Genomic DNA, 19,906 nt, shown 5'->3' on the forward strand with positions numbered 1-19,906 from the left:
CGGCGGTCATGAACTTCACGAACTTCGGCGGTCATGAACTTCACGAACTTCGGCGGTTGTGAACTTCGGCGGTCACGTGTCGTCGTGACTGATCGACCACGAGCCTCGGTCGCTGATCGGGGTCTGATCGACTGCCGGCGGAATGGTGCCGTCGTATCGGTTGCTGAGCTCATCGGCCAGCTTCCGCAGATCGGCGGCGATCTGATCGGCGGTTCGGAGTCCCTGAATTTCGAGTCTGAATCGCATAGTGTCACCCCCTCCCCCGCTTCTTGGTCGGAATGGCGATCGTGAGGGCGAGCACGGCGGCGGCGTAGATCGCGAGGCCGGCCAGCTCTCCCAGTGCGTCGGTCACTCGGTCACCTCCCAGGCTCCGACGCGGTTTCCGTTCTGGTTGTAGATTCCGAACGGGCCTGCGAGGTCGGCGGGCGCGTAGGCGTCGCCTGCCGCGATGCCGTTCTGCAGGTCGGCGGCGACGCGCTCGAGCTGTTCGGCGATGTCGGCAGGGGTGAGCATGGCCGCGTTTCCGAGCTTGATCGTGAGTCGGAATTCCATTCTGGTTCTCCTTCGGTTGGTGTTGCGAGGGTTTCGCGTGCCCTAGCCGGGGCTTGCATCCGGTCATCCTGCCGCGCTGTGAGCGGGGCAAGGCGTCTTTGCGCTAGGGCTGTGCAGGGGGTTCAGGCGGGCGCGTCGTCGTTGAAGACGCTGTAGCTGATGCCGGGGCGGATGCTGAAGAAGGTCATGCGGGCGTCCTGTTCGACGTAGGCGGATGCCACGTCGCGGGCTGTGAATCCGCCGTGCCGCGCGGCTTTCTTGCAGGCGGACAGTGCGTTGCGCGCTTCGACCGTGCGGTTGGTGAAGTTTCCGCCGTTCTTGACGGTGACGCGGTACGTTTTCATGCCTGCTACCTCACAACCGAGATTGCGCCGGTCATGACGGCCTTGGTCTGGCGGGCGCGGCGGCGGGCGGCGTCGCGGTCGCGGCGGGCGGCCTGTCGGTCGCGGTTGAGGTTGGCGCGGGTCGGGCTCTGTCGGTGGCTCATTGGTGTGTCCTATCTCTTGATGGCGCGTTGTGCGCCCGTTTGGGATTGGTGCGGATGCCGGGGCGGCATCGTGCCCTAGTGGCTTGTGAGGGCCGGCGGCGCGCTGTGAAGCGCCCGCCTAGGGCTGTGCTGTGCTGTGCTGTGCTGTGGGTCTACTTGGCGCAAAGGTCGAGTCTGAGCGTGATATCAGCCATGAAACCGTTGCCAATGGGCGTGATCGTCACAGTCTCAGGGTGCGCGGCATCGTCGCCGGCGAAGATCCGGTAGGGGTCGAGCCCGTGAGCGCTGAGCAGACGCTGGAAGCGCGCGCGCATGATGTCGGCATCCTGAGGGCGCGTGCTGAGCATGAGCGCGTGGCGCGTCCCCTGCTCGGTGCGTGGGGTGATGACGTGGGCAGGCTTGATCGTCGGCACGGTGTAGCCGCTGAGGTCGGTGTGCAGGGTGTCGCCCTGCCAGCGTGATAGGCCATCCTGCAGCTTGGCTCGAAACTTGATCGTCGCGTATTCGGGCATGGCTTGCCCTCCTTAGGTTCGGTGTGTCTGGTGTGTCTGGTGTGAACCGTGCGGCTCATTGCGCGCTCAGGGGGTGAGACTGAGCGCGCTAGCGCGGCACGGGTCAGGCGTGGGCGGGGCAGTAGATACCGAACGCGTCTGAGCGGGAACCGCCGACCCCTGCGAGCGACCACGCGGGGCAGTCGGGCGCATCCATCCGAACGAACGTCGCCGGCGCGTGGCAGGCGTCACACGGGAACGCGTGAAAGTCGCCCGCGCGCGCTTTCCATCCGGCGGCAGTGAGGGTGTCGAGAGTGCTCATAGTGGTTTCCCTTGGTCGGCGTTCGGTGTGTTCGGTGCGAGCCGTGCAAGCTCAGTCACAGCACAGACACAACGGGGCGGCTGTGCTGTGAAGCGCGGCACGGTTCAGGCGTAGAATCGGCGCACCCATTCCGGGCCGAATGCGCCGAAACGGCCGGGGTCGGTCACTCGGTGCTGCGAACCGTCGTGCATGACCATGACGACGGTTCCGTAGTCGCCATCGGTGCCGACGAACGAAACCGAGCGGGTCGGTTCGCCGGGGTAGGTGACGTTCACTCGGTACGCGCGCTGATTCGCGAGAGTGCCGACGTGTGCGATAGTCGAGAGTTTGGGGGTGACGCGTTCGGCCATGATGGCTTGCCTTTCCGTTCGGTTGTGTGTTGAGTCTGTGCGGCTCACTGAATGCTCATCCGGTCGGATGGGATGAGCACTCAAGCGCGGCACAGCGTCAGAAGTCGAGTGCGAGAGTTCGCGCGTCGGTGAGGTACGCGCCGATGCTTCCCACGGCGTGCGCTTGCTCAGTGAGGTACGCGCCACGCTCACCGCGCCCGCGATCCCAGAATCCCGCGCCATGCCGGTTAGCGGTCAGGATCAGGTCATGCCCGATTTGCTCATAGGTGAGGCCGTGCAAGGCGTCCGCGTGACGCTCGTTATCCGCGTCATCGTCCCGGTCAGGGGTGAGGAAATCTGCCACGATGCCGCGCATCGTGGCGCGCGCGTCATCCTCCCAGTCCGCCCCGGTACCGTCGAGGAATTCGGGCAGCTGTTCAGCGTCGCGGTCGCAGACGATGCACTCACAGTCGGGCGCGCATGCGTAGCAAACCGCGTTGACGCCGGATCGGTGCAGACATCCGGTCGGAGTTGACCACGCGAGCGTCGTGAGTGCCGATTCGGTGCATGCGTCAATGTCGGCGGAGCTGGGCGCGTAGTTGCGATCGAACATGTGTGTCTCCCTTTAGCTAGTTGTGTGTCGAGTCTGTGCAACTCACTGAATGCTCATCCGATTGGATGGGGATGAGCACTCAAGCGCGGCACAGGCTTACAGGGCGCGCTCGCAATTGACGCAATACCCGTACCCCGCCATGCCTTGGTGACCGGGGTACCCGTCGCGAGGCCGCGTGCACGCGTCGCGTTCCATCCGGCGGATGCTCTCATCGGTGAGGTAGGCGACCTCGCCGCGGATGACGACATACGGGGTACCGCCCCCGTTGCTGTACACGTCGACATAGACGCGGCGAGTGCGACCGTCGATCAGGGTGAGCCGGTAGTTCGTCGGGTAGCGGCCATAGTCGCCACGCGGCACCGCGGGCGCGTCGCGGTCATACCGCGCGACGGTGATTGCATCGGGGGCAAGGGGCTGACTTCCGTTCAACATCATGCTATTAGCATATCAGATTAGCTAGCAAATGCGCTACAAATACAGGCAATCCGCGTCACCAATTCGCCCCGCGCCCACAGCTGCCCCCACAGCTTCGCCACCGAAACAACACCGGCGCGAGCCCGCGAAGCAAAGAATACAAACGCCGACCAGGAAGCCGGCGTACCCGGTGGCGGGGCAGCCCCCGTGCTCACTTCCCACCTCCCCCACCGGTCCAGTGGGGCGGAGCCCTCCCGGCGTCCCGGCTACACTGCCGCACGCCGACCCCGCCGCCGTCCTCTCTCCCGGCCGCGGGGTCGGCCTTCAAAGAATTCACCCGAATCGAACGAATTAGCTTCACATTAGCTAGCTAATCTGCTTAACTTGTACCCATCGCAGCGGGTGGGACGGACCCCCCCCGCCGAGGAGAGAGGAGCACCACTTCAACATGCCCTTCATCAGCAGGCGCAAGCTCGACGAACTCAAGTCCCTCGCCGACCTCAAGAACGCCCTCGCCGAGCACGACGCCGCCCACATCCGCCACTACACCCTCTCCCTCGTCCTCGAAGCCCTCGAGATCACCGGCTACGCCAAGCCCCAGGGCGGCTACACCGGCGTCCCCGCCACCAGCAACCCCGCCACCGCCTACGACACCGCCCGCTTCCTCGCCGACCTCACCACCGCGCGCGACCACCGCCGCGAACAGGCCGCCGCCGCCCGGCGCCAAGCCACCGCCGACCGCGTCGCCAAGCTCACCAAGCAGACCCCGACCTCGACGTTCGTCAGCGAGCCCGCCGACTACAACGGCCCCATCAGCCGCCTCAAGATCACGAACGACGGCTTCACCGTCTCCGTCCGCGAGAACGCCTACGCCACCCCGCCCGTCGCCCCGCAGCCCACCAAGCCGACCAAGAAGAAGGCCACCCCCAAGGCCAAGACCAAGGCCAAGACCGTCGTGCGATCGGTCGACTGATGGTCGAGAACATCATCGGCATCATCGTCCTCCTCCTCGGGGCCGCCGCCTGGGCCTACCTGCTCATCTCATGGATCAGCGGCTTCACCGACGGCACCATCGACGAGGAGTTCGGCGGACACCGCAACGACCACCACGTCGGCCTCGCCTACTGGTTCTACCGCCTCGGCCGCACCCACGAAGCCCGCAAGCGGGACATCCGCGCCGCCCGCGAGGCGGCCCGCCGATGAGCGCCACCCCCACCCGCCCCGTCTGCACCTGCGGCACCCCCATGCGCCCCGCGGCCACCACCCTCGCCGAGCCCAACCCCTCGAGCACACTCCACTTCTGCCCCAACTGCGACGTCCCGCACGGCACCGTCCCCACCGGCGCCGACCACTCCTTCGAGAACTCCTGGCGCCGCCGCACCCGCTACACCCGCGGGAACGACAACCCGAAAGGCCCGCTCAAGTGACCCACCTCCACCCCATCACTCTCAACACCCTCCGCAACCTGCAGGCCGAGATCGGCGACCAGAACGCCGCCAAGGGCTTCCACGACCGCAGCACCGACCTCATGCAGGACGTAGCCCGCTACTGGAACCGGGTATCCGAGGGGTGGAATCGGTATCAGTCAGACCTCGACTGGGCGCAGGCGAACCTCCGCGACCACCAGATCGCCACCCTCGCGCTCATCGACACCGAAACCGCCGAGGCGATCGAGGAACTGAGGAACGGCCACCCAGTCGACGAGACGTACTACCACCTCGGCAAGGACAGCGCGCACAACCCGAACGCGATCACCCTCACCCGCGAATACGCGGACGGCACGCCCCGCAAGCCGGAAGGAGTTCCGAGCGAACTCGCCGACATCGTCATCCGCTCCTTCGACTTCGCCGCCCGCTTCGGCATCGACCTCGCGGCCGCGATCGACGAGAAGGTTTCATATAACAGCACTCGGGAGCGGATGCATGGCCGCAAGCTCTGAGCGCTGGCGGCGAGTCGTCGGATTCGAGGCTACCCACCTCGTCAGCGACGGCGGGCAAGTCCGGACGATCGACCGCCACGACCGACTTGGTCGCTTCCGCAAGGGCGTCGCTCTCCGCCCATCGACGCTGAATGGCGGGCATCAGATGGTGCGCCTCGCGCTCGACGGGAACCAGAAGCCGGCCCTCGTCCACCGTCTCGTGCTCGAGGCGTTCGTCGGCCCTGCCCCCGAGGGCACCGAAGGCTGCCACAACGACGGCAACCCCGCGAACAACCGCCTCGAGAACCTGCGGTGGGACACGCCGAGCGCCAACCACCGCGACAAGCGCGAGCACGGCACTGACCACAACATCTCCAAGGCGCAGTGCCCGCGCGGTCACGATCTCGTGGAGCCGAACCTCACGGCGAACGTGCTCCGGCGGGGGCATCGCGGATGCCTCGCCTGCAATCGCGCCCATGCCTATGTGAGCCGTCATCCTGGCGTCGATCTTCGAGAGGTTGCCGACCGCTACTACTCCGAGATCACCGAAAGGACTGCCGAATGACCAAGCCCCACGTCTCCCGCCGCGACATCTCCCTCACCGAGCAGGTCGAGACCGACGTCGTCTACACCCGCACCACCTGGGAAGCCGCCCTCTTCGGCCGCCTCAGCACCGGCGAGCACGTCGACCTCACCCGCACCGCACCCACCTACGCCGAAGCCCTCGCCGACCTCGAGGCCGCGATCAACGACCTCGGATGGGAGATCCTGTGAGCACCCCGCAGTTCATTCCGCCGCGTGCCGAGCGGACCCCGCCGCCGAGCGCGCCGGTGAAGGTCATCCTCGAGCTTCCCGAGGAGGGGACGCGCTTCACCGCGACGTTCGAGCTCCGCGATCGCGCCGAGCCGGGATTCGCCTACGCGCAGCACATCGGCCACAAGGTCTCCGAGACGCTCGCGGCCCACTGGAACCGGTTCGTCGAGGAGTCGCTGTGAGCAGTGCAGTCCCGGAAGACAGGCCCCACTACATCAAGGCCCGCCGCCGAGCCAAGGGCAGCACGATCCAGGGCTTCTACGCGGTGATCCCCCCGCCCACCGACGAGCAGCGTCGCGCGGTGGAGAAGCTGATCCGCACCTACGGCGGGCTCGACGAGGACGAACAGCAGCGCTGCCTCGACCAGCTCTTCGGCGAGCCGACCACCTTCACCGAGACTGCGAATTATCTAGATGATCTGGAGCGTCGGCGTCAGCGCCGCCGCGACCGGATCGCCCGGCGGCGGGAGGAGGCAGCGTGAGCGACTCGCTCGGTTCCGGCCAGGTCGTCTCCGACCCGGACAAGCCGATCATCCACTTCGGTTCCCCCATCCAAGACCTCATCCCATTCGCCATCGCCCAGATCGAGAAGGAGACCCCATGAAGAAGACCACCGCCCTCACCCTCGCCGCCACCGCAGCCGTCGCGACCACGCTCGGCCTGTCCGGCTGCACCACGGACGCCGACACCGCCAGCTACAACCTCTCCCAGGCCGCCGAGCAGTTCGAGATCGAGCGGCGCATCACCGTCACCACCGGCTTCGCCAACGAAGTCGCCCTGCAGGTCGAGGGGCGCTGCTCGGTCGAGTCCGCCGACTCCTTCCTCGCCGGGGCGCTGGAGATCACCTGCAAGATCGGCCCCGACCGGTACGCCAAGCACTTCGTGGTGAAGGGCGACAACGACATCGTCACCATCCAGCAGACCGAGACCGTCGACGTGTCGGTCTACCACCACCGCGTCCTCATCAAGCCGGAGAACCTGCTGCCCGAGTTCGACTACGAGGCCGGCGAGCAGTGACCCGCATCGCAGCCACCGGCCCGGCGCCCCTCGAGATCGAGGTCACGTCGGGCCGGGGCAACCTCCCCGACGAGCCCGAGGTTCACCTCGCGATCTACGGCCCCACCGGGCTGCTCGACATGGGCTGGTTCCCCACCGCCGAACTCCGCGCCGCGATCCTGCAGGCCGAACTCCGATCCCTCCTCCTCCACCCCCGCGCCGCGGCCTACCGCGAAACCGAAAGGAACCCAGCTGAATGAGCAACAAGCTCACCGTCTACAGCCAGCCGAACTGCGCCCCCTGCCGAGCCTCGAAGGCCCGCCTCGACCGTGAGGGCATCGCCTACGACGAGGTCGACGTGACCGTCGACACGGAAGCCGCCGAGCGGCTCCGGCAGAACGGCCTGCAGGCCACCCCCGTCTTCGGCTGGGGCGGCACGCTCCATACCATCGCCGACCTCCCCGCGATCATCCGCGAAGCGGCCACCCCGACCGAGGCGGTGGCCGCGTGAGTAACGCCAACCGCAAGGCCAGAAAGCGCGCATTCCGCGAGGCCCTCACGCTCGGGGAGATCGCGAACCCCGCGGAGTTCCAGCACCGCAAGCCCGCCAAGACGCCCACCCCGATCGCCGAGCGCACGCTCGGCCGGCGCGACAAGATCGAGCGCCTCCTGCTCACCGACCCCCGCATCACGATCCGATTCAAGGAGCACTGACCATGACCGACGCCAAGCCCGCCGCTCGCAAGACCGCCCGCAAGCCCGCCGCGCAGCCGACCGCCGCGCAGGAAACCACGGAGCAGGTGACCGCCGCGCTCACCGAGATCGCGGCCGCGGCCGCCGCCGCGGCCGACGGCTTCACCGCCGCCCTCGAAACGGCGAAGGCCCTCGCCGAGAATGGCGGCCTCGGGTTCGACGACCTGACCGGCATCGACATCCGCCCCAACCGCCGCATCGTCCGCGTCTTCGGCAAGGACAACTCGGTGCGGGCGGCCACATTCAAGGCGCCGGTCGAATGAGCGGGCCGGTCGCGATCGTCAAGCCCGACGAGAAGGGGCGGGTGGCCCTGCGGCGGTGGCTGTCGGGCCGCCCCGACGCCCGCTACACCGTCACCGTCGACGACGGGCGGATCGTGCTGGAGGAGGTGCGCGGATGAAGGCCGCAATGGTCACGGCATACCTGCTGACCTACCTCAGCGCCGTGTGCGCGATGATCGCGCTCATCACCGGGCTCGTGATGCCCGCGATCATCCTCGCCCTGGCCGCGTTCGCATTCGGCTCCCTGGGCCGCTTCGCCGAGGACTGGGACAGGGACAACCCGCCCGGAGGCCCCCGTGCAGCCTGACGACAGCGAGATCCAGCCCGGCGACCACGTCACGATCGCCACCCGCCGCGACCGCGTCGTATGGGACGTCGTTGCGATCGAGTCTCGGATCGACCCGCTCGGGGTGCTCCTCCGCTCCGGCCTCACCGGCCGCCACCGCCGCGAGAGTGCGGCGAACCTCCACCTCTTCCAGAAGGGAACCCCATGACCACCACGTTCGCCGACGTGCGCCCACCGAGGCGTCGCGTGCGGGTCCGCGCGCTCGCGGGCGGCCTGCTCGGCTACTGGTTCACCGCCACCGTCGAGGGGCGCCGCCACGCCGCGGGCTGGGCGCTCAGCCATTTGCGCGCCCACTTCGCCGCCCACCGCGCCCTCGCAACGCAGGAGGCGATCTTCGATGGCCGATAGCTTCCAGAAGGGTGAGCGCCTCGTCCTCGGCGACACCCTGTACGTGACCTACGTCCGCAGCCTCGGCGACGGCCGCTCGATCGTCTCCACCGGGCAGCCGACGCGCGTCGTCTCCGACTTCCAGCTTCGCCGCGGCGAGATCGAGGGGGTGGGACAGTGAGGATTCTTTGTGATCTCGACGGTGTGGCCGCCGACTGGATCGGCGGCATCGAAGACGGCCTCGGCTGGCTCCCCGTCGAGGACAGCGAGTGGCTCGACTGGACACAGGGGGACGGCGCGAGCCCCGACGCACCGGACGACGCCCGCGCTGGTCTGCGCCGTCGGATCAAGCGCATTCAGGGCACCTTCGGCTTCTACGCCGCACTCCGTCCGATCCCCGGCGCGGTCGCTGCGATCCACCGCCTCGCCGACGCCGGGCACGACGTCTGGTTCTGCTCCACACCCGACCCGCTGAACGAGTCCTGCGCGAGCGACAAGATCAACTGGGTCGAGAGCCATTTCGGCGAGGGCTGGGGTGAGCGCGTCATCCTCACCCACGACAAGACGCTCGTGCGCGGTGACGTGCTGATCGACGACAAGCCCCGCGTGACCGGCGCCGCCGAGCCCGAGTGGACGCACGTCATTTTCGCGCAGCCCTACAACGGCGGCCCGGAGGCTATCGGCCGTTGGCGCGTCCGCGACTGGGAGCACGCGCTGCGATTCGTCGAGGACTACGCCCGGCTGCTCGTGGGCGCCGCATGACCGGCCGGCTGATCGGGCTCGGCGGCAAGCTGCGCGCCGGGAAAGACGCCGTCGCCGATCACCTCGTCGACGCGCACGGCTTCGTCAAGGTCGGCATGTCCGACGCGCTCCACGAGGCGATGCTCGCGCTCGACCCGATCGTCGAGGTCGCAGATATCGAGATCCGCTACTCCGAGGCGATCACGGCGTTCGGCTACGTCGAGACCAAGGCACGGTTCCCCGAGGCCCGCCGCCTCCTTCAAGCCCTCGGCACGGAGGTCGGGCGGAACATGCTCGGCGAGAACGTCTGGGTCAACGCGATGGAGCGGAAGGTCAACGCCATCCTCGCCGACGGCAAGAGCGTCGCCTGCACCGGGCTGCGCTTCCCGAACGAGATCGACAAGGTCAACGAAATGGGTGGCACGACGGTGTGGGTCGAGCGGCCCGGCCTCCTGGAGACCTCTGCCGCCACCCACGCCTCGGAGAACTCCGTCGGGCCGGACATCTTCGATCACATCCTCGTGAACGACGGCACCCTCGAGGATCTGCGGCACACCGTCACCGGCATGTTGGCGGACCCTAGCACAGTCTGAATTCCCCCGGACACACGTTCGCCCTCCCCTTGGAGCCGTGGGAGGGCGTTTCGTGTGTACCCCTTTTTGGGGCAGATTATCTGGCTATCGTGACACTCTCGACGACACCCCCCTCCACCGAGACGGCGCTCTCGAACCGCGGCATCTCCACCAGTCCGAAAGCGCGGCACACGGCGTTGATGAACACGCCACGGTCGAACTCCAGCGCGAAACCGCGCCCCACGAGGTACACGGAGGCCCCCTGGGGGTCGATTTCAACCGACCTTTGCCCATCGATTTCACGCACGTTGACAGCCATTTCTCTCCAATTCAGTTCGGGGTTAAGCCCATAGTTGCATGGGTTCCGTGCAATCGTTTCCGAGCGGATTCTCTTACGCTTCGCAGACGCCTCGGTGTAGAGTTTCAATTGCCAGCAAATGCTCCGCAACCGTAACCGAACCGTAATCAAATCCAAGGGAACCACATGAATCTGATGACCGACGCGACCGAACGGGTCGTCACGGGCTATCGAACCGAGGAGTCACTCTTCGCCACCCGTTACAAGCAGGGTGGCCGAACGGTGTACGCGATTGCGCTCACTCCCGACCAGATCGTCAACCTCGTCCCCCGCCCCGACCCCGCCGCCGAGAACCCCGGAAACCGGCGCATCACACCTAAACACGCGCAGGACTTCGCCAACTACTTCATCAAGCAGGAGGAGTGGGTCTCGCCCGGCATCATCCTGCGCGCCCCCAGCGTCTTCTCATTCGAGCCCACGAACTCCGTCGCCGGAGCAGAGTTCGGCGTGCTCTCCTACCCCAAGCGCGCCCAGGGCGACATCCACATCCTCGACGGCCAGCACCGCATCCTCGGCTTCCACATCGCCATCCAGATCCTCGACGACGACCTCGACAAGGCCCGCTCGCAGAAGGTGGAAGCCAAGCGCGCCGAAGGCAACGTCCGCGGCCCCCTCACCAAGGAAGCCGAGCGCCGCATCCGCGAACTCGAAGCCAAGCGGGAGCGCTTCTACACCGAGCGCGTCACCGTCGAGGTGCAGGTCACCGACGATATGCAGGTGTGGCGCCAGATGTTCTACGACATCGCCGAGAACGCGCAGGGCATCACCGCGTCGGTGAAGGCCCGCTTCGACACGCGCAAGGTCGTCAACCGGTCCCTGCCCACCGTCTTCAAGCACCCCCTCCTCGAGGGCCGGGTCGACATGGAGGTCGACCGACTCTCCCGGCAGAGCCCCCACGTCCTGTCCGCCCGGCACGTCATGGAAACGGTGCGCACCGTGAACGTCGGCCTCGAAGGCCGGGTGACCGCGCGCATGGACAAGGAGATGAACGAGACCGACGTGGCCGCCCGCGCGATCGAGTTCTTCGACATCCTCGTCGCCGCGTTCCCGCAGTACCACAACCTCGTCGTCGGCCAACTGACCGCCGAACGTCTCCGCTCGCTCAGCCTGCTCGGTAGCCCGCTGTTCGTGCGCGTGCTCGCCGGAGTGTTCTACGAACTCCGCGCCAAGCACGCCTTCTCGAACGAGATGATCCAGGACTACTTCGCCGCCCTGTCCAAGCACGTCGCGCTGCCCATCCACGAGAACACCATCTGGATGGAGCACGCCCCCGAAGGCACGTTCGTGGTCGGCGCGCTCAGCCCCAACGGCCGCCGGCAGGACTCGCGCGCCCTCATGCAGGCGATCGTCGACTGGGCGGTCATCCGCGCCCCGTTCGTCTACGAAGACCCCAAGCCCGCCCCGGTTCCGGTCATCGACACCAACCCGGAAGGGCTCTCGGACACCGAACTCGCCGCGTTCGACGCACTCGAACGAGCGATCCCCGAGAAGTAAGCCACCGGCGAACGGGCCGCACGCAACGACGCGGGCGGCCCGTTCGCCGCGTCCGCGCTACGCTCCGGCGGCATGTCGACCGTCACCGATCTCCAACGCCAGAGCGTGATCAGCGAGATCGACCGCCAGATCCTGCAACTGCAGGTCTCCGGCGTCACCCCCGAGGAGATGTCACGCCGCCTGCGCGGCACCGTCTCCCCCGCACGCATCATCCTGCGACTCCACGAGCTCGCCAACTCCGGCGACTACCTCACCGCGCTGCAGCAAAAGCGACTCGACATCCTGTTCATCCGCGAGATGCTCGGCGAGCTGCGCTCGCGCTACCTCGACGTCGACCACGCGAAGGTCATCCTCTCGCTCATCAAAGAGGTGATGGCGCAAGAGGACAAGATGCTCGCCACCACCGAGCACGACCTGAACACCTACAACGAGGCCATCGGCCAGCAGCTCGGCCGCGTCGTGGACAGTTCCCTCGCCTACATGAAGGGCGCGCTGCGCGAGAAGGTCGACCCCGAACTGTGGGACAGCCTCATCGTCGAAGCGATGCAGCACGCCCAGGCCGAGATCCTCCGCCACCAGATCGAGGCGTGATGCTCGACAACACGGTCTTCGACGCGGCGATCGCCGAGATCCAGCAGCGATCTCGGAAAGCGCTTTACCAGCGCGACTTCGCCGCGTGGCTCTCCGACGTGCTCGGCGAGCGGATGTACGAGAAGATGGCCGAGATCTCCGACGAGGTGCTCTTCGGAAAGCACCCGCGCACCCTCGTCAAGTCCGCGAACGGCACGGGCAAGACACACAGCGCCGCGCGCTGGGCGCTGTGGTGGATCACCGCGTTCCCCAAGGAAGAGTCGCTCGCGATCATCACCGCGCCGACGCTGACACAGGTGCGCCTCGGCGTTTACGCCTACCTCAAGGAGACCTACGGGTACGTCAAGCTCAAGGCGCAGGCCGACGGCGTGCCGATGCCGTGGCCGGGCTGGATCACCGAGCAGGACGAGTGGCGCTACGCCACCCCCGGTGGTAACGCCACCCTCGCAGTCGCGCGCGTCCCCGGCGCGAGCGACGCGGTCTCGACGTTCCAGGGCTTGCGCAAGACCGGTGGCCGCAACTTCATCGTCCTCGACGAGGCCGGCGGTGTGAAGGAACCCATCTACACGGCGATCGACGCGCTCATGACCTCTGGCGACGCCCGTATGGGCGGCATCGGCAACCCCGACAACCGCGGCACCCCGTTCTACGACCGCTTCACCGACGAGCGCTACCGACGCGAGTACCAACTCCACACCATCACCGCCTACGACATCCCCACCCTCACCGGCGAGATCGTCTACCCCGGCGAGCCCGAGAAGGAGCGCCTGCTCCTCAAGGGCCTCACCTCGGCCCGCTGGGTGTACGAGCGCGAGCGCATGTGGAAGACCGGCGGCGAGATCGTCTACGACGAGCAGGCCGACGCCGAACGCAACCTCACCGGCAAGCCCGACGCGCGCTTCAAGGCGAAGGTGCTCGGCGAGTTCCCCAACGGCGACGACCGCGCGTTCTTCGCCGAAAGCGACGTCCAGAACGCTCGCGAGGCCGAGATCGACGCCCCGGGCGCCCCGATCCTGCTCGGCGTCGACCTCGCGGCGAAGGGCAACGACGAATCGGTCGTGATGGTCAACCAGGGGGGCCGCTGCCGAGTGTTCGACCGCACCATCTTCTACGACGACGGCGGGGAACAGCGCGAGACCACCGGCACGTGGTCGAAGGAAGACGAGGTCACGAGCGCACGCCGCGTCCACGCGATCGCCCAGCACACCGGCGCGACAGAAGTCCGGGTCGACGCGGGCGGCCTCGGCTCGGGCGTCGCCTCCATGCTCATGCGCCTCGCCGAGTTCGACGACAAGCGCTACGTCGTCATTCGCATCGACGGCGGCCGCGCCTCGGCCGACCGCTCGCGCTGGTTCAACGCGCGCGCCGAGAACCACGACTACCTCCGCACCCAGCTTCGCGCCGGCGCGGTCGACATCGACTACGCCGACACGGCATTGCGCGACCAACTCCTCATGGTCACCTTCGAACTCGACGACCGAGGCGCGGTGAAGATCACGCCCAAGAAGGATATGCGCACCGAGATGCACGGCTCCCCCGACCGCCTCGACGCCCTCATCTACGCCGTGCTCGACTCCGCCCCGCTCACCGGCAACCCGCTCGGCCACCTGCAGAAGGGCGACATCGTGCAGGCGTCCCCCTGGGAGATGCTGGCGATGAGCCGACTCGATCCGACGTACCCGCTGTGAATTGGCGCGCGACCTCCACCGTTTAGCACCCCATTTCGAGCCCATTCGGCACCGGTTCCCACCCATTTCGCGTCCGATGTACGCTCCGCCCGCGTGAGCACAGAACTCGAACACCTCGCCGAGACCCTCATGGGCGCCCTCGAAGCGCAGGACAGCGGCCACTCCAAGGAGTTCCTGCGCGAGTCGTTCGACCGGGTCATGGATCTCATCAAGCGCGAGGACATCGGCTGGCTCAAGTTCCGCGGCACGGGACATCACGACGACCCCCTCGGCCTCTCCCTCGAAGACCTCAAGAAGTGGTCGGGCCAGATCCGCGAATCCGTCGTCGGCGCACCGTGGATCGGGCGCGGCCTTCGCCTTCGCCACTCGAACATCTGGCGCGGCGGCATCCAGTACAAGGGCGTCCCCAAGGGCGGCTCGCAAGGCGTCCGCGACATCCAGAAACTCATCGACGACCCGCGCAACCAGCGCGCCTTCTTTGGCAAGACCGCGCGCCGCAGGCGCGAGGGCAGCCTCTACCACGACGGCGTCGCGTTCTGGATCGGCAACGAGCGGCGCAAGATCCTCGAGCCCATCCCGCTCGAGCAGATCACCGGCCAGATCGAAGACCCCGACGGGCTCGGCGAAATCTGGGCCTACCGACGCGAATGGACGAAGCGCAATCTCGAAACCGGGAAGACCGACCAGATGATCCGGTGGTACTTCACCGATCAGTACGTCGAGCACCGCGTGAAGAGCATCAAGGTCGTCGGCGGCAAGAGCGAGATCGTCGACCAGGCGCACGTCATCTTCGACCAGCACGCCAACAGCATGGTCGGCATGATGTACGGCTCGCCCGATGCGCTGGCCGCGTACATCTGGAACGGCATTGCGCGCGACGCATTCATGGACGGCCGCACCATGACGCAGGCGATGGCGACCTTCGCGTTCAAGGCGTCCGTCGGCACGCCGCGCGCCGGCGAGAACGCCAGCATGAAGTACGCCGACGCCACCACCCCCGGCTCGACCGCCGTCCTCGGCGCGACCCAAGACCTCGTCCCGCTCGCCAGCGCCGGCAAGGGCTACGACTTCACCTCGCTCCGCGCGCTCACCGCGATCGTCGCGGCCGCGCTCGACGTGTCCAACGCCGCCCTCACCGCCGACTCCACCGACGCCAGCTTCCGCTCCGCAGCCTCCCTCGACCTGCCGACCCGCCTACTGATGGAGGTGCGCCGCGACGAGCACATCGACTTCGACGAGCGCGTGCTGCGCTGGATGGGCGCGAAGGACGCCGTCGCCTACTTCATCCCCTTCACCGACGACTCGGACGTCTACCGCAAGGTGCAGGCCGCCGTCCTCAAGTGGAACACCGGCCTGTACAGCGAAGACGACATGAAGGCGGAACTCGAAGCCATCCTCGGCAACCCGCTCGCAGGCGACGTGCCGGACGGGGTGCTCCTGCCGAACAACACGAAGACCCTCGCCGCCACCAAGCCCGCCACCGCCTCCACCGCCTCCACCGCCGCCCCCGACCAGGGGCGCTCGAACGGCACCGGCGGGCAGGACTCCTCCGGCTCGGACATTCGATGATGCACGAGTTGTGCAATAGCTAGATGTCCGATGTACGCTCCGCGCACGTGACGAAGACCCGCAACGCGCACCTCAGCGAGACCGCCACGCTGCGCCGCAACGGTGCCGTGTGGGAAGCGGTGCTCATCACGCCCGGCAAAGGCTCATCCGGCGAGTACACCGAGGAGATCCTCGAAGCCGCCGCCGAGATGAAAGCGTTCCCCGCCGGCACGAAGGATTGGTTCAAGCACAAGGAGTGGCGCGGCGAACAGCGCGACCCCCGCGACCAGTGGGGCTTCCTTCTCGAAGACGCCCGCTATGAGGAAGGTGTCGGCCTCGTCGCGCCTATCAAGATCCTGAGCCACTGGGTCGACGTCGTCGAATCCCTCGCCGAAGAGGGGCAGGCGGAACTCTCGATCTACGCCGCCGCCGCCATCAACGAAGACACCGATGAGATCGTCGCCATCCTCCCCGCGACGTCCAACTCGATCGACCTTGTCGACCACCCAGGTCGACCAGGCTCCCGGCTCGCTCAGAAGATCGAGCGCGCCCGCGAGTCCTACACACCTGCCGCCGCCTCGGCGGAGGAGAAGAAGAAGGAGACACACATGGATGAGAAGGAGCGCAAGGCGCTGGCGGCGGAGCTCGCCGCAGCCCTCGCAGAGTCCCTCAAGCCGTTCGTCGACTTCGTGACCAACGCGAAGACCGCCGAGGAGAAGGCGGCTCAGGCCGAGGTGGAAGCCTCTGTCGTCGAGTCGGCCGTCACCAAGGCGCTCGACTCCTACGAGGAGCAGGCCCGCGCGATCCGCGAAGCCAAGCTGTTCCCCTCGCAGGAGGCCGACCTCCTCGCCGAGGCCCGCAAGGGCAACGACGTGACGGAGGCGCTCGCGAAGGCCGTGAAGGTCGTCGAAGAGGCCAAGGCGCAGCAGGGCGACGAGCCCGGCAGTACCTTCACCATCGAGCGCAACGACAGCGGCTCGAGCAAGAAGAAGAGCTTCTACCTGACCGGAACGGGGGCCTGACGTGGCACACATCGCAACGCAGGAAGTCTTCGCCCACACCGACGCGCTCGTCGAGACCTGGGGCATCGGCGCAGCCACGCGCCAGAACACCCTCGTCAAGCAGGCCGGCTCGAACCGGTTCGGCGTCACCCTCACCGACACCATCGGCGTGGCCCGCCCCGATCTCGACAAGACCCTCTACGGCGACGTCAAGATCACCGGCGTCACCCAGCCCGGCGTCGGCAACGACAAGGCCACCGCCGTCGGCACCTACGCCACCGGCGTCGCCACCGATGGCACGTGGGAGTTCGAGAGCATCGTGTCCACCGGCACGACTCCCGCGCCGACCACGACCGCACAGGGCGCCGTCGTCTACGCCACCGGCGCAGGCGCGCTCACCCTCGAAGCCGCGAGCAACACGCGCGTCGGCGTCGTCAACTACCCGGCCACCTACGCCAAGGTCGCCGGAACTCTCCCCGTGAAGGTGGGTGCCTAATGGCTGACCTGAAGCAGCTCCTCGAGAGCTACGACGACCAGTTCACCCTGGACGGGGCGATCAAGCCCCAGCCGGGCGTGACCGAGGCCAAGGCCCTCGAGGCGATGGCGCTCATGGAGAAGGCCCGCCGCAGCCGCGTCGCCGAGGCGCAGCTCGCCGAGCTGCTCACCTCGACCGACATCGGCTACTCGATCGCGCACGTGCTGTCGGTCAACATGATCCCGCAGCTCCCCAAGGAGCTCGAGCCCGTGGAGAACCTCGCCGGCCACCGCACCGTGAAGGACTTCCGCCCGGTCGTCCTGCGCGGCCTCATCGCCAGCGATGGCGTCGAGGGTGCGGGCGTCGACGAGCACGGCGCCGCGGCGGTCATCCCCGAGGGCACGCCCTACCCGATGGTCACCGTGACGAACGACGAGGAAAGCTACTACTCCTCGCTGCGCAAGCGCGGTTTCCGGGCGGACGTAACCTTCGAATCAGTCATCAACGACGACCTCGGCGAGATCGAGGATCTGCCGAACCAGTTCCTCAAGACCGTCGGCAAGACGCACTACGCGGAGGTGTTCGCGGCCCTCGAGCAGGCGTCGCAGGGCCTCTCGGGCGCGACGCTGATCGACGGCTCCGAGGTCATCGCGAACTCGCCGGTCTCGGCGCTCGCCCTGATCGCGGGCTCGGTGGAGATCGAGAACCGCGAGATCAACGGGAACAAGATCGGCGCGATCTCGAAGTACATCGTGCTCGTGGCGCCCGGCAAGAAGCGCTTCCTCGAGTACGACATCGCGCAGATCGGCCGCGTGATCACAGTGCAGGACGGCGCGCTCACGCTCGCCCCCGACGCGGAGCTCAAGGCGCTGTTCCCGAACGTGGAGATCATCGAGTCGCCGCGCCTCTCGGGCAACCAGTGGCGCATGTTCCCGGCGCCGAACACCACCGAGCGCCCCGTCCTCGAGCGGCTCAGCCTCCGCGGCTACGAGCAGCCCGAGATCCGGGTGCGCAACGACCAGGGCTACCGCCCCGGCGGCGGCAAGATCGGCATCTGGGAGGGCGGGTTCACCGCCGACACTGCCTCGTTCAGACTCCGCCTCTTCACTGGTGCGGTTTTGTGGGATGACGCCTATGTCCTCAAGGTCAACCCGGCCTGAGCCTAGGCTCACCAACGAAGCAACCCCGGCCAATGGCCGGGGTTGCTTCACATTAGCTAGCTATCCGGGCTAGGATTGAGCACGTAAAGGCCCCCGCATCGACTGGCATCGACCGGGGGCGTGGCCGCTACAAGGGAGCGACATGATCAACATACCCGAACCCAAGACGGTAATCTACGGGCTCTACCACGTGGACGACCCCGAACGCATCCGATATGTCGGGCAGACGCTGAACGGCGCCGCGAGCCGCTTCAAGCAGCACCTCAGCTCGGCCACGCAGGCCCGTCGGATCAACACGCCGGTCTACCGGTGGATTCGGAAGCATGGCGTCGACGCCATCCGGTGCCGCGTTCTCGAGGCCGTCGACGACGCGAGCCTACTCGACGAGCGGGAGGTGTTCTGGGTTCGCGAACTCGGCACGTTCCGAGGCGAGTACGGCCTGAACATGTCGGCCGGTGGCGGCTCGCTGGGCTTTCGGCATTCCGAAGACGCCAAGCGTCGAATGAGCGAGGCCGCGAAGCGGCGCGGTATGACGAAGGCAAACGCCGCTCGAAGCCTGGCTCGCGCGCGGGGACAGAAGGTGGGGAACTCCATTCTCACGCGAGAAGATGTCATTGAGATCAAGCGCCTCCTTTGGAGCGGCGAGCCGCGATCGACTCTCGCCGCGAAGTTCGGCGTCACACAACCCGCCATCATCCACATCGACAAGGAACGCACGTGGGCAGACGCGCCCTGGCCGATCGGGCCGCGATGCACCCCCGCCGCCCGCGGCATCTCTCCGCGGATTCAGCGGGGTCAAGATCACCACGCATCCAAGTTGAATGAATCCGCTGTCGTCGACATCCGCGCGCGCTCGGCCGAAGGGGCGACCCGCGCCAGCCTCGCACGCGAGTATGGGGTGTCCTCTCAGGTGATCATGCTCATCGCCACTCGACGCGCGTGGAAGCACGTCGCCTAACCCACCTGTCCCGGCTACGCTGCGCCACGCCTAGGCAGCACCAGTCACAACCTCCGGAGGAACCCATGTCAGCACCCAAGCCGATCGCTCTCACCTACGTCGAAGCCGACGAGTACGCCGGCCCCGCCCCGCAGCCGTTCGTCGTTGTCGGCGCGGGCGTGCTCGCCGACCTCATCGCGCGCGTGGAAGCGCTCGAGGCCGCGCTCGACTGATCCACGACCCCCAACGGCCCCCGCGTGTCCTGCCCGCGGGGGTCTTTGGCGCGCGTCCGCTGTACGCTCCGCACACATGGCAGCCGGACTGTACCCCCTCGACCCGAACACGCCCGTCGGACAGCTTCGCGTCAACGTCGGCGACACCGGGTTCACCCTCGAGGACGGGTACGCGAACTTCTCCGACGTGGAGCTCGAAGCGCTCCTCGCGCAGTCGTCGGGGAACATCGCCCGCGCGACCGGCAACGCCTACCTCCGCCTCTCCGCGATCTACGCAGCGATGGGCCGGTCGGTCAAGACCGACGACCTCGGCCTGGATACGAAAGGTCGCGGCGGCGACCTGCTCGAGGTCGCGAAGGAGTGGTTCGCGCGCGCGGCCGAGGCGGACCTCGCTGAGGCTCAGGGCTACTTCGACATCGTCCCGCTTGCGTCGCACCGCAACACCCCGTTCTTCCTCTAGGAGTCAC

The 19,906-nt window shown here is 67.3% G+C and carries 40 protein-coding genes; 31 read left to right on the forward strand and 9 right to left on the reverse strand.

Features of this window, described 5'->3' with window-relative positions; translation table 11 throughout:
- Positions 1-72 precede the first annotated feature (72 nt).
- From MTO99_RS09465 to MTO99_RS09500, 8 genes are all read right to left on the reverse strand, one after another.
- Positions 73-246 carry a hypothetical protein gene (locus MTO99_RS09465; protein WP_243558707.1) on the reverse strand — a complete coding sequence of 58 codons (174 nt, stop codon included), beginning with the start codon at positions 244-246 and terminating at the stop codon, positions 73-75.
- A gap of 102 nt (positions 247-348) precedes the next feature.
- On the reverse strand, positions 349-552 hold the full coding sequence (locus tag MTO99_RS09470; RefSeq protein WP_243558709.1) for a hypothetical protein: 204 nt from the start codon (positions 550-552) through the stop codon (positions 349-351).
- A 122-nt stretch (positions 553-674) separates the two neighbouring features.
- Positions 675-896, reverse strand: coding sequence for a hypothetical protein (locus tag MTO99_RS09475; RefSeq protein WP_243558711.1), 222 nt, complete (start codon positions 894-896; stop codon positions 675-677).
- 5 nt (positions 897-901) lie between these two features.
- Complete coding sequence (locus MTO99_RS09480; RefSeq protein ID WP_243558713.1) at positions 902-1,039, reverse strand: hypothetical protein; 138 nt, start codon at positions 1,037-1,039, stop codon at positions 902-904.
- A 152-nt stretch (positions 1,040-1,191) separates the two neighbouring features.
- A complete protein-coding gene (locus MTO99_RS09485; protein ID WP_243558716.1) occupies positions 1,192-1,551 on the reverse strand; it encodes a hypothetical protein in 360 nt (119 codons plus the stop codon).
- A 405-nt stretch (positions 1,552-1,956) separates the two neighbouring features.
- Entirely contained in the window at positions 1,957-2,202 is a 246-nt protein-coding gene (locus MTO99_RS09490; protein ID WP_243558718.1) for a hypothetical protein, read from the reverse strand.
- 97 nt (positions 2,203-2,299) lie between these two features.
- Positions 2,300-2,794 (reverse strand): hypothetical protein, encoded by a 495-nt coding sequence (locus MTO99_RS09495; RefSeq protein WP_243558720.1) that lies wholly within the window; start codon positions 2,792-2,794, stop codon positions 2,300-2,302.
- Between the two features lie 96 nt (positions 2,795-2,890).
- Positions 2,891-3,229: a hypothetical protein gene (locus MTO99_RS09500; protein WP_243558722.1), complete on the reverse strand. Its 339-nt coding sequence runs from the start codon at positions 3,227-3,229 to the stop codon at positions 2,891-2,893.
- 427 nt (positions 3,230-3,656) lie between these two features.
- Here MTO99_RS09500 and MTO99_RS09505 point away from each other — a divergent pair, with 427 nt between their 5' ends.
- From MTO99_RS09505 to MTO99_RS09600, 21 genes are read left to right on the forward strand one after another with little or no spacing between them, the layout of a single operon-like run.
- Positions 3,657-4,181: a hypothetical protein gene (locus MTO99_RS09505; protein WP_243558724.1), complete on the forward strand. Its 525-nt coding sequence runs from the start codon at positions 3,657-3,659 to the stop codon at positions 4,179-4,181.
- Positions 4,181-4,411, forward strand: a complete 231-nt coding sequence (locus MTO99_RS09510; RefSeq protein WP_243558726.1) for a hypothetical protein — start codon at positions 4,181-4,183, stop codon at positions 4,409-4,411. The genes MTO99_RS09505 and MTO99_RS09510 overlap by 1 nt, the downstream gene beginning before the upstream one ends.
- Positions 4,408-4,635 carry a hypothetical protein gene (locus tag MTO99_RS09515; protein ID WP_243558728.1) on the forward strand — a complete coding sequence of 76 codons (228 nt, stop codon included), beginning with the start codon at positions 4,408-4,410 and terminating at the stop codon, positions 4,633-4,635. The genes MTO99_RS09510 and MTO99_RS09515 overlap by 4 nt, the downstream gene beginning before the upstream one ends.
- On the forward strand, positions 4,632-5,147 hold the full coding sequence (locus tag MTO99_RS09520) for a nucleoside triphosphate pyrophosphohydrolase family protein (RefSeq protein WP_243558730.1): 516 nt from the start codon (positions 4,632-4,634) through the stop codon (positions 5,145-5,147). Before MTO99_RS09515 ends, MTO99_RS09520 begins: the two co-directional genes overlap by 4 nt.
- Positions 5,131-5,691, forward strand: a complete 561-nt coding sequence (locus MTO99_RS09525) for an NUMOD4 motif-containing HNH endonuclease (protein WP_243558732.1) — start codon at positions 5,131-5,133, stop codon at positions 5,689-5,691. Before MTO99_RS09520 ends, MTO99_RS09525 begins: the two co-directional genes overlap by 17 nt.
- The gene (locus tag MTO99_RS09530) at positions 5,688-5,900 is read left to right on the forward strand and encodes a hypothetical protein (RefSeq protein ID WP_243558734.1); all 213 of its coding nucleotides are present in this window, start codon (positions 5,688-5,690) and stop codon (positions 5,898-5,900) included. The genes MTO99_RS09525 and MTO99_RS09530 overlap by 4 nt, the downstream gene beginning before the upstream one ends.
- The gene (locus tag MTO99_RS09535) at positions 5,897-6,121 is read left to right on the forward strand and encodes a hypothetical protein (RefSeq protein ID WP_243558736.1); all 225 of its coding nucleotides are present in this window, start codon (positions 5,897-5,899) and stop codon (positions 6,119-6,121) included. The genes MTO99_RS09530 and MTO99_RS09535 overlap by 4 nt, the downstream gene beginning before the upstream one ends.
- The gene (locus tag MTO99_RS09540) at positions 6,118-6,420 is read left to right on the forward strand and encodes a hypothetical protein (RefSeq protein ID WP_243558738.1); all 303 of its coding nucleotides are present in this window, start codon (positions 6,118-6,120) and stop codon (positions 6,418-6,420) included. The genes MTO99_RS09535 and MTO99_RS09540 overlap by 4 nt, the downstream gene beginning before the upstream one ends.
- Entirely contained in the window at positions 6,417-6,542 is a 126-nt protein-coding gene (locus MTO99_RS19040; protein ID WP_256461043.1) for a hypothetical protein, read from the forward strand. The genes MTO99_RS09540 and MTO99_RS19040 overlap by 4 nt, the downstream gene beginning before the upstream one ends.
- Positions 6,539-6,955, forward strand: coding sequence for a beta-sandwich lipoprotein (locus MTO99_RS09545; protein WP_243558740.1), 417 nt, complete (start codon positions 6,539-6,541; stop codon positions 6,953-6,955). Before MTO99_RS19040 ends, MTO99_RS09545 begins: the two co-directional genes overlap by 4 nt.
- A complete protein-coding gene (locus tag MTO99_RS09550) occupies positions 6,952-7,194 on the forward strand; it encodes a hypothetical protein (protein ID WP_243558742.1) in 243 nt (80 codons plus the stop codon). Before MTO99_RS09545 ends, MTO99_RS09550 begins: the two co-directional genes overlap by 4 nt.
- Positions 7,191-7,445 carry a glutaredoxin family protein gene (locus tag MTO99_RS09555; protein WP_243558744.1) on the forward strand — a complete coding sequence of 85 codons (255 nt, stop codon included), beginning with the start codon at positions 7,191-7,193 and terminating at the stop codon, positions 7,443-7,445. Before MTO99_RS09550 ends, MTO99_RS09555 begins: the two co-directional genes overlap by 4 nt.
- The gene (locus MTO99_RS09560; RefSeq protein WP_243558746.1) at positions 7,442-7,648 is read left to right on the forward strand and encodes a hypothetical protein; all 207 of its coding nucleotides are present in this window, start codon (positions 7,442-7,444) and stop codon (positions 7,646-7,648) included. Before MTO99_RS09555 ends, MTO99_RS09560 begins: the two co-directional genes overlap by 4 nt.
- 2 nt (positions 7,649-7,650) lie before the next feature.
- Positions 7,651-7,950 (forward strand): hypothetical protein, encoded by a 300-nt coding sequence (locus MTO99_RS09565; protein WP_243558748.1) that lies wholly within the window; start codon positions 7,651-7,653, stop codon positions 7,948-7,950.
- The gene (locus MTO99_RS09570) at positions 7,947-8,087 is read left to right on the forward strand and encodes a hypothetical protein (RefSeq protein WP_243558750.1); all 141 of its coding nucleotides are present in this window, start codon (positions 7,947-7,949) and stop codon (positions 8,085-8,087) included. Before MTO99_RS09565 ends, MTO99_RS09570 begins: the two co-directional genes overlap by 4 nt.
- Complete coding sequence (locus MTO99_RS09575) at positions 8,084-8,275, forward strand: hypothetical protein (protein ID WP_243558751.1); 192 nt, start codon at positions 8,084-8,086, stop codon at positions 8,273-8,275. Before MTO99_RS09570 ends, MTO99_RS09575 begins: the two co-directional genes overlap by 4 nt.
- Positions 8,265-8,462, forward strand: coding sequence for a hypothetical protein (locus MTO99_RS09580; RefSeq protein ID WP_243558753.1), 198 nt, complete (start codon positions 8,265-8,267; stop codon positions 8,460-8,462). Before MTO99_RS09575 ends, MTO99_RS09580 begins: the two co-directional genes overlap by 11 nt.
- Positions 8,459-8,662, forward strand: a complete 204-nt coding sequence (locus MTO99_RS09585; protein ID WP_243558755.1) for a hypothetical protein — start codon at positions 8,459-8,461, stop codon at positions 8,660-8,662. The genes MTO99_RS09580 and MTO99_RS09585 overlap by 4 nt, the downstream gene beginning before the upstream one ends.
- Complete coding sequence (locus MTO99_RS09590) at positions 8,652-8,822, forward strand: hypothetical protein (RefSeq protein WP_243558757.1); 171 nt, start codon at positions 8,652-8,654, stop codon at positions 8,820-8,822. The genes MTO99_RS09585 and MTO99_RS09590 overlap by 11 nt, the downstream gene beginning before the upstream one ends.
- Entirely contained in the window at positions 8,819-9,403 is a 585-nt protein-coding gene (locus MTO99_RS09595; protein ID WP_243558759.1) for a 5' nucleotidase, NT5C type, read from the forward strand. The genes MTO99_RS09590 and MTO99_RS09595 overlap by 4 nt, the downstream gene beginning before the upstream one ends.
- The gene (locus MTO99_RS09600; protein ID WP_243558761.1) at positions 9,400-9,975 is read left to right on the forward strand and encodes a deoxynucleotide monophosphate kinase family protein; all 576 of its coding nucleotides are present in this window, start codon (positions 9,400-9,402) and stop codon (positions 9,973-9,975) included. Before MTO99_RS09595 ends, MTO99_RS09600 begins: the two co-directional genes overlap by 4 nt.
- Positions 9,976-10,051: 76 nt before the next feature.
- On the opposite strand, the gene MTO99_RS09605 is transcribed toward MTO99_RS09600, so the two are convergent.
- A complete protein-coding gene (locus tag MTO99_RS09605; protein ID WP_243558763.1) occupies positions 10,052-10,381 on the reverse strand; it encodes a hypothetical protein in 330 nt (109 codons plus the stop codon).
- Positions 10,382-10,438: 57 nt separating this feature from the next.
- Between MTO99_RS09605 and MTO99_RS09610 the strand changes: the two genes are divergently transcribed.
- The 10 genes from MTO99_RS09610 to MTO99_RS09655 all read left to right on the forward strand — a co-directional run bounded on the left by MTO99_RS09610 (position 10,439) and on the right by MTO99_RS09655 (position 19,899).
- Complete coding sequence (locus MTO99_RS09610) at positions 10,439-11,806, forward strand: DNA sulfur modification protein DndB (RefSeq protein ID WP_243558765.1); 1,368 nt, start codon at positions 10,439-10,441, stop codon at positions 11,804-11,806.
- A 72-nt stretch (positions 11,807-11,878) separates the two neighbouring features.
- Positions 11,879-12,397 (forward strand): hypothetical protein, encoded by a 519-nt coding sequence (locus tag MTO99_RS09615; protein WP_243558767.1) that lies wholly within the window; start codon positions 11,879-11,881, stop codon positions 12,395-12,397.
- Positions 12,397-14,085, forward strand: coding sequence for a hypothetical protein (locus MTO99_RS09620; protein ID WP_243558769.1), 1,689 nt, complete (start codon positions 12,397-12,399; stop codon positions 14,083-14,085). The genes MTO99_RS09615 and MTO99_RS09620 overlap by 1 nt, the downstream gene beginning before the upstream one ends.
- A 93-nt stretch (positions 14,086-14,178) precedes the next feature.
- Complete coding sequence (locus MTO99_RS09625) at positions 14,179-15,654, forward strand: hypothetical protein (protein WP_243558771.1); 1,476 nt, start codon at positions 14,179-14,181, stop codon at positions 15,652-15,654.
- Between the two features lie 119 nt (positions 15,655-15,773).
- Positions 15,774-16,655: a hypothetical protein gene (locus tag MTO99_RS09630; RefSeq protein ID WP_243558773.1), complete on the forward strand. Its 882-nt coding sequence runs from the start codon at positions 15,774-15,776 to the stop codon at positions 16,653-16,655.
- Position 16,656: 1 nt separating this feature from the next.
- Positions 16,657-17,130, forward strand: a complete 474-nt coding sequence (locus MTO99_RS09635; RefSeq protein WP_243558774.1) for a hypothetical protein — start codon at positions 16,657-16,659, stop codon at positions 17,128-17,130.
- Positions 17,130-18,269 carry a phage major capsid protein gene (locus tag MTO99_RS09640; RefSeq protein WP_243558776.1) on the forward strand — a complete coding sequence of 380 codons (1,140 nt, stop codon included), beginning with the start codon at positions 17,130-17,132 and terminating at the stop codon, positions 18,267-18,269. Before MTO99_RS09635 ends, MTO99_RS09640 begins: the two co-directional genes overlap by 1 nt.
- Before the next feature lie 142 nt (positions 18,270-18,411).
- A complete protein-coding gene (locus MTO99_RS09645) occupies positions 18,412-19,227 on the forward strand; it encodes a GIY-YIG nuclease family protein (protein ID WP_243558778.1) in 816 nt (271 codons plus the stop codon).
- 65 nt (positions 19,228-19,292) lie between these two features.
- Complete coding sequence (locus MTO99_RS09650; RefSeq protein WP_243558780.1) at positions 19,293-19,439, forward strand: hypothetical protein; 147 nt, start codon at positions 19,293-19,295, stop codon at positions 19,437-19,439.
- Positions 19,440-19,515: 76 nt separating this feature from the next.
- The gene (locus MTO99_RS09655; RefSeq protein ID WP_243558782.1) at positions 19,516-19,899 is read left to right on the forward strand and encodes a hypothetical protein; all 384 of its coding nucleotides are present in this window, start codon (positions 19,516-19,518) and stop codon (positions 19,897-19,899) included.
- Positions 19,900-19,906 lie beyond the last annotated feature (7 nt).

It is taken from the genome of Agromyces larvae, from assembly GCF_022811705.1.
In the GTDB taxonomy this organism is placed as follows: Bacteria; Actinomycetota; Actinomycetes; order Actinomycetales; family Microbacteriaceae; genus Agromyces; species Agromyces larvae.

Bases quoted from the DNA above. Each gene is read 5' to 3' on its own strand.
- MTO99_RS09465 (WP_243558707.1), bottom strand. From the start codon at position 246: ATGCGATTCAGACTCGAAATTCAGGGACTCCGAACCGCCGATCAGATC.
- MTO99_RS09470 (WP_243558709.1), bottom strand. From the start codon at position 552: ATGGAATTCCGACTCACGATCAAGCTCGGAAACGCGGCCATGCTCACC.
- MTO99_RS09475 (WP_243558711.1), bottom strand. From the start codon at position 896: ATGAAAACGTACCGCGTCACCGTCAAGAACGGCGGAAACTTCACCAAC.
- MTO99_RS09480 (WP_243558713.1), bottom strand. From the start codon at position 1,039: ATGAGCCACCGACAGAGCCCGACCCGCGCCAACCTCAACCGCGACCGA.
- MTO99_RS09485 (WP_243558716.1), bottom strand. From the start codon at position 1,551: ATGCCCGAATACGCGACGATCAAGTTTCGAGCCAAGCTGCAGGATGGC.
- MTO99_RS09490 (WP_243558718.1), bottom strand. From the start codon at position 2,202: ATGGCCGAACGCGTCACCCCCAAACTCTCGACTATCGCACACGTCGGC.
- MTO99_RS09495 (WP_243558720.1), bottom strand. From the start codon at position 2,794: ATGTTCGATCGCAACTACGCGCCCAGCTCCGCCGACATTGACGCATGC.
- MTO99_RS09500 (WP_243558722.1), bottom strand. From the start codon at position 3,229: ATGATGTTGAACGGAAGTCAGCCCCTTGCCCCCGATGCAATCACCGTC.
- MTO99_RS09505 (WP_243558724.1), top strand. From the start codon at position 3,657: ATGCCCTTCATCAGCAGGCGCAAGCTCGACGAACTCAAGTCCCTCGCC.
- MTO99_RS09510 (WP_243558726.1), top strand. From the start codon at position 4,181: ATGGTCGAGAACATCATCGGCATCATCGTCCTCCTCCTCGGGGCCGCC.
- MTO99_RS09515 (WP_243558728.1), top strand. From the start codon at position 4,408: ATGAGCGCCACCCCCACCCGCCCCGTCTGCACCTGCGGCACCCCCATG.
- MTO99_RS09525 (WP_243558732.1), top strand. From the start codon at position 5,131: ATGGCCGCAAGCTCTGAGCGCTGGCGGCGAGTCGTCGGATTCGAGGCT.
- MTO99_RS09530 (WP_243558734.1), top strand. From the start codon at position 5,688: ATGACCAAGCCCCACGTCTCCCGCCGCGACATCTCCCTCACCGAGCAG.
- MTO99_RS09545 (WP_243558740.1), top strand. From the start codon at position 6,539: ATGAAGAAGACCACCGCCCTCACCCTCGCCGCCACCGCAGCCGTCGCG.
- MTO99_RS09555 (WP_243558744.1), top strand. From the start codon at position 7,191: ATGAGCAACAAGCTCACCGTCTACAGCCAGCCGAACTGCGCCCCCTGC.
- MTO99_RS09565 (WP_243558748.1), top strand. From the start codon at position 7,651: ATGACCGACGCCAAGCCCGCCGCTCGCAAGACCGCCCGCAAGCCCGCC.
- MTO99_RS09570 (WP_243558750.1), top strand. From the start codon at position 7,947: ATGAGCGGGCCGGTCGCGATCGTCAAGCCCGACGAGAAGGGGCGGGTG.
- MTO99_RS09575 (WP_243558751.1), top strand. From the start codon at position 8,084: ATGAAGGCCGCAATGGTCACGGCATACCTGCTGACCTACCTCAGCGCC.
- MTO99_RS09585 (WP_243558755.1), top strand. From the start codon at position 8,459: ATGACCACCACGTTCGCCGACGTGCGCCCACCGAGGCGTCGCGTGCGG.
- MTO99_RS09590 (WP_243558757.1), top strand. From the start codon at position 8,652: ATGGCCGATAGCTTCCAGAAGGGTGAGCGCCTCGTCCTCGGCGACACC.
- MTO99_RS09600 (WP_243558761.1), top strand. From the start codon at position 9,400: ATGACCGGCCGGCTGATCGGGCTCGGCGGCAAGCTGCGCGCCGGGAAA.
- MTO99_RS09610 (WP_243558765.1), top strand. From the start codon at position 10,439: ATGAATCTGATGACCGACGCGACCGAACGGGTCGTCACGGGCTATCGA.
- MTO99_RS09615 (WP_243558767.1), top strand. From the start codon at position 11,879: ATGTCGACCGTCACCGATCTCCAACGCCAGAGCGTGATCAGCGAGATC.
- MTO99_RS09620 (WP_243558769.1), top strand. From the start codon at position 12,397: ATGCTCGACAACACGGTCTTCGACGCGGCGATCGCCGAGATCCAGCAG.
- MTO99_RS09640 (WP_243558776.1), top strand. From the start codon at position 17,130: ATGGCTGACCTGAAGCAGCTCCTCGAGAGCTACGACGACCAGTTCACC.
- MTO99_RS09645 (WP_243558778.1), top strand. From the start codon at position 18,412: ATGATCAACATACCCGAACCCAAGACGGTAATCTACGGGCTCTACCAC.
- MTO99_RS09650 (WP_243558780.1), top strand. From the start codon at position 19,293: ATGTCAGCACCCAAGCCGATCGCTCTCACCTACGTCGAAGCCGACGAG.
- MTO99_RS09655 (WP_243558782.1), top strand. From the start codon at position 19,516: ATGGCAGCCGGACTGTACCCCCTCGACCCGAACACGCCCGTCGGACAG.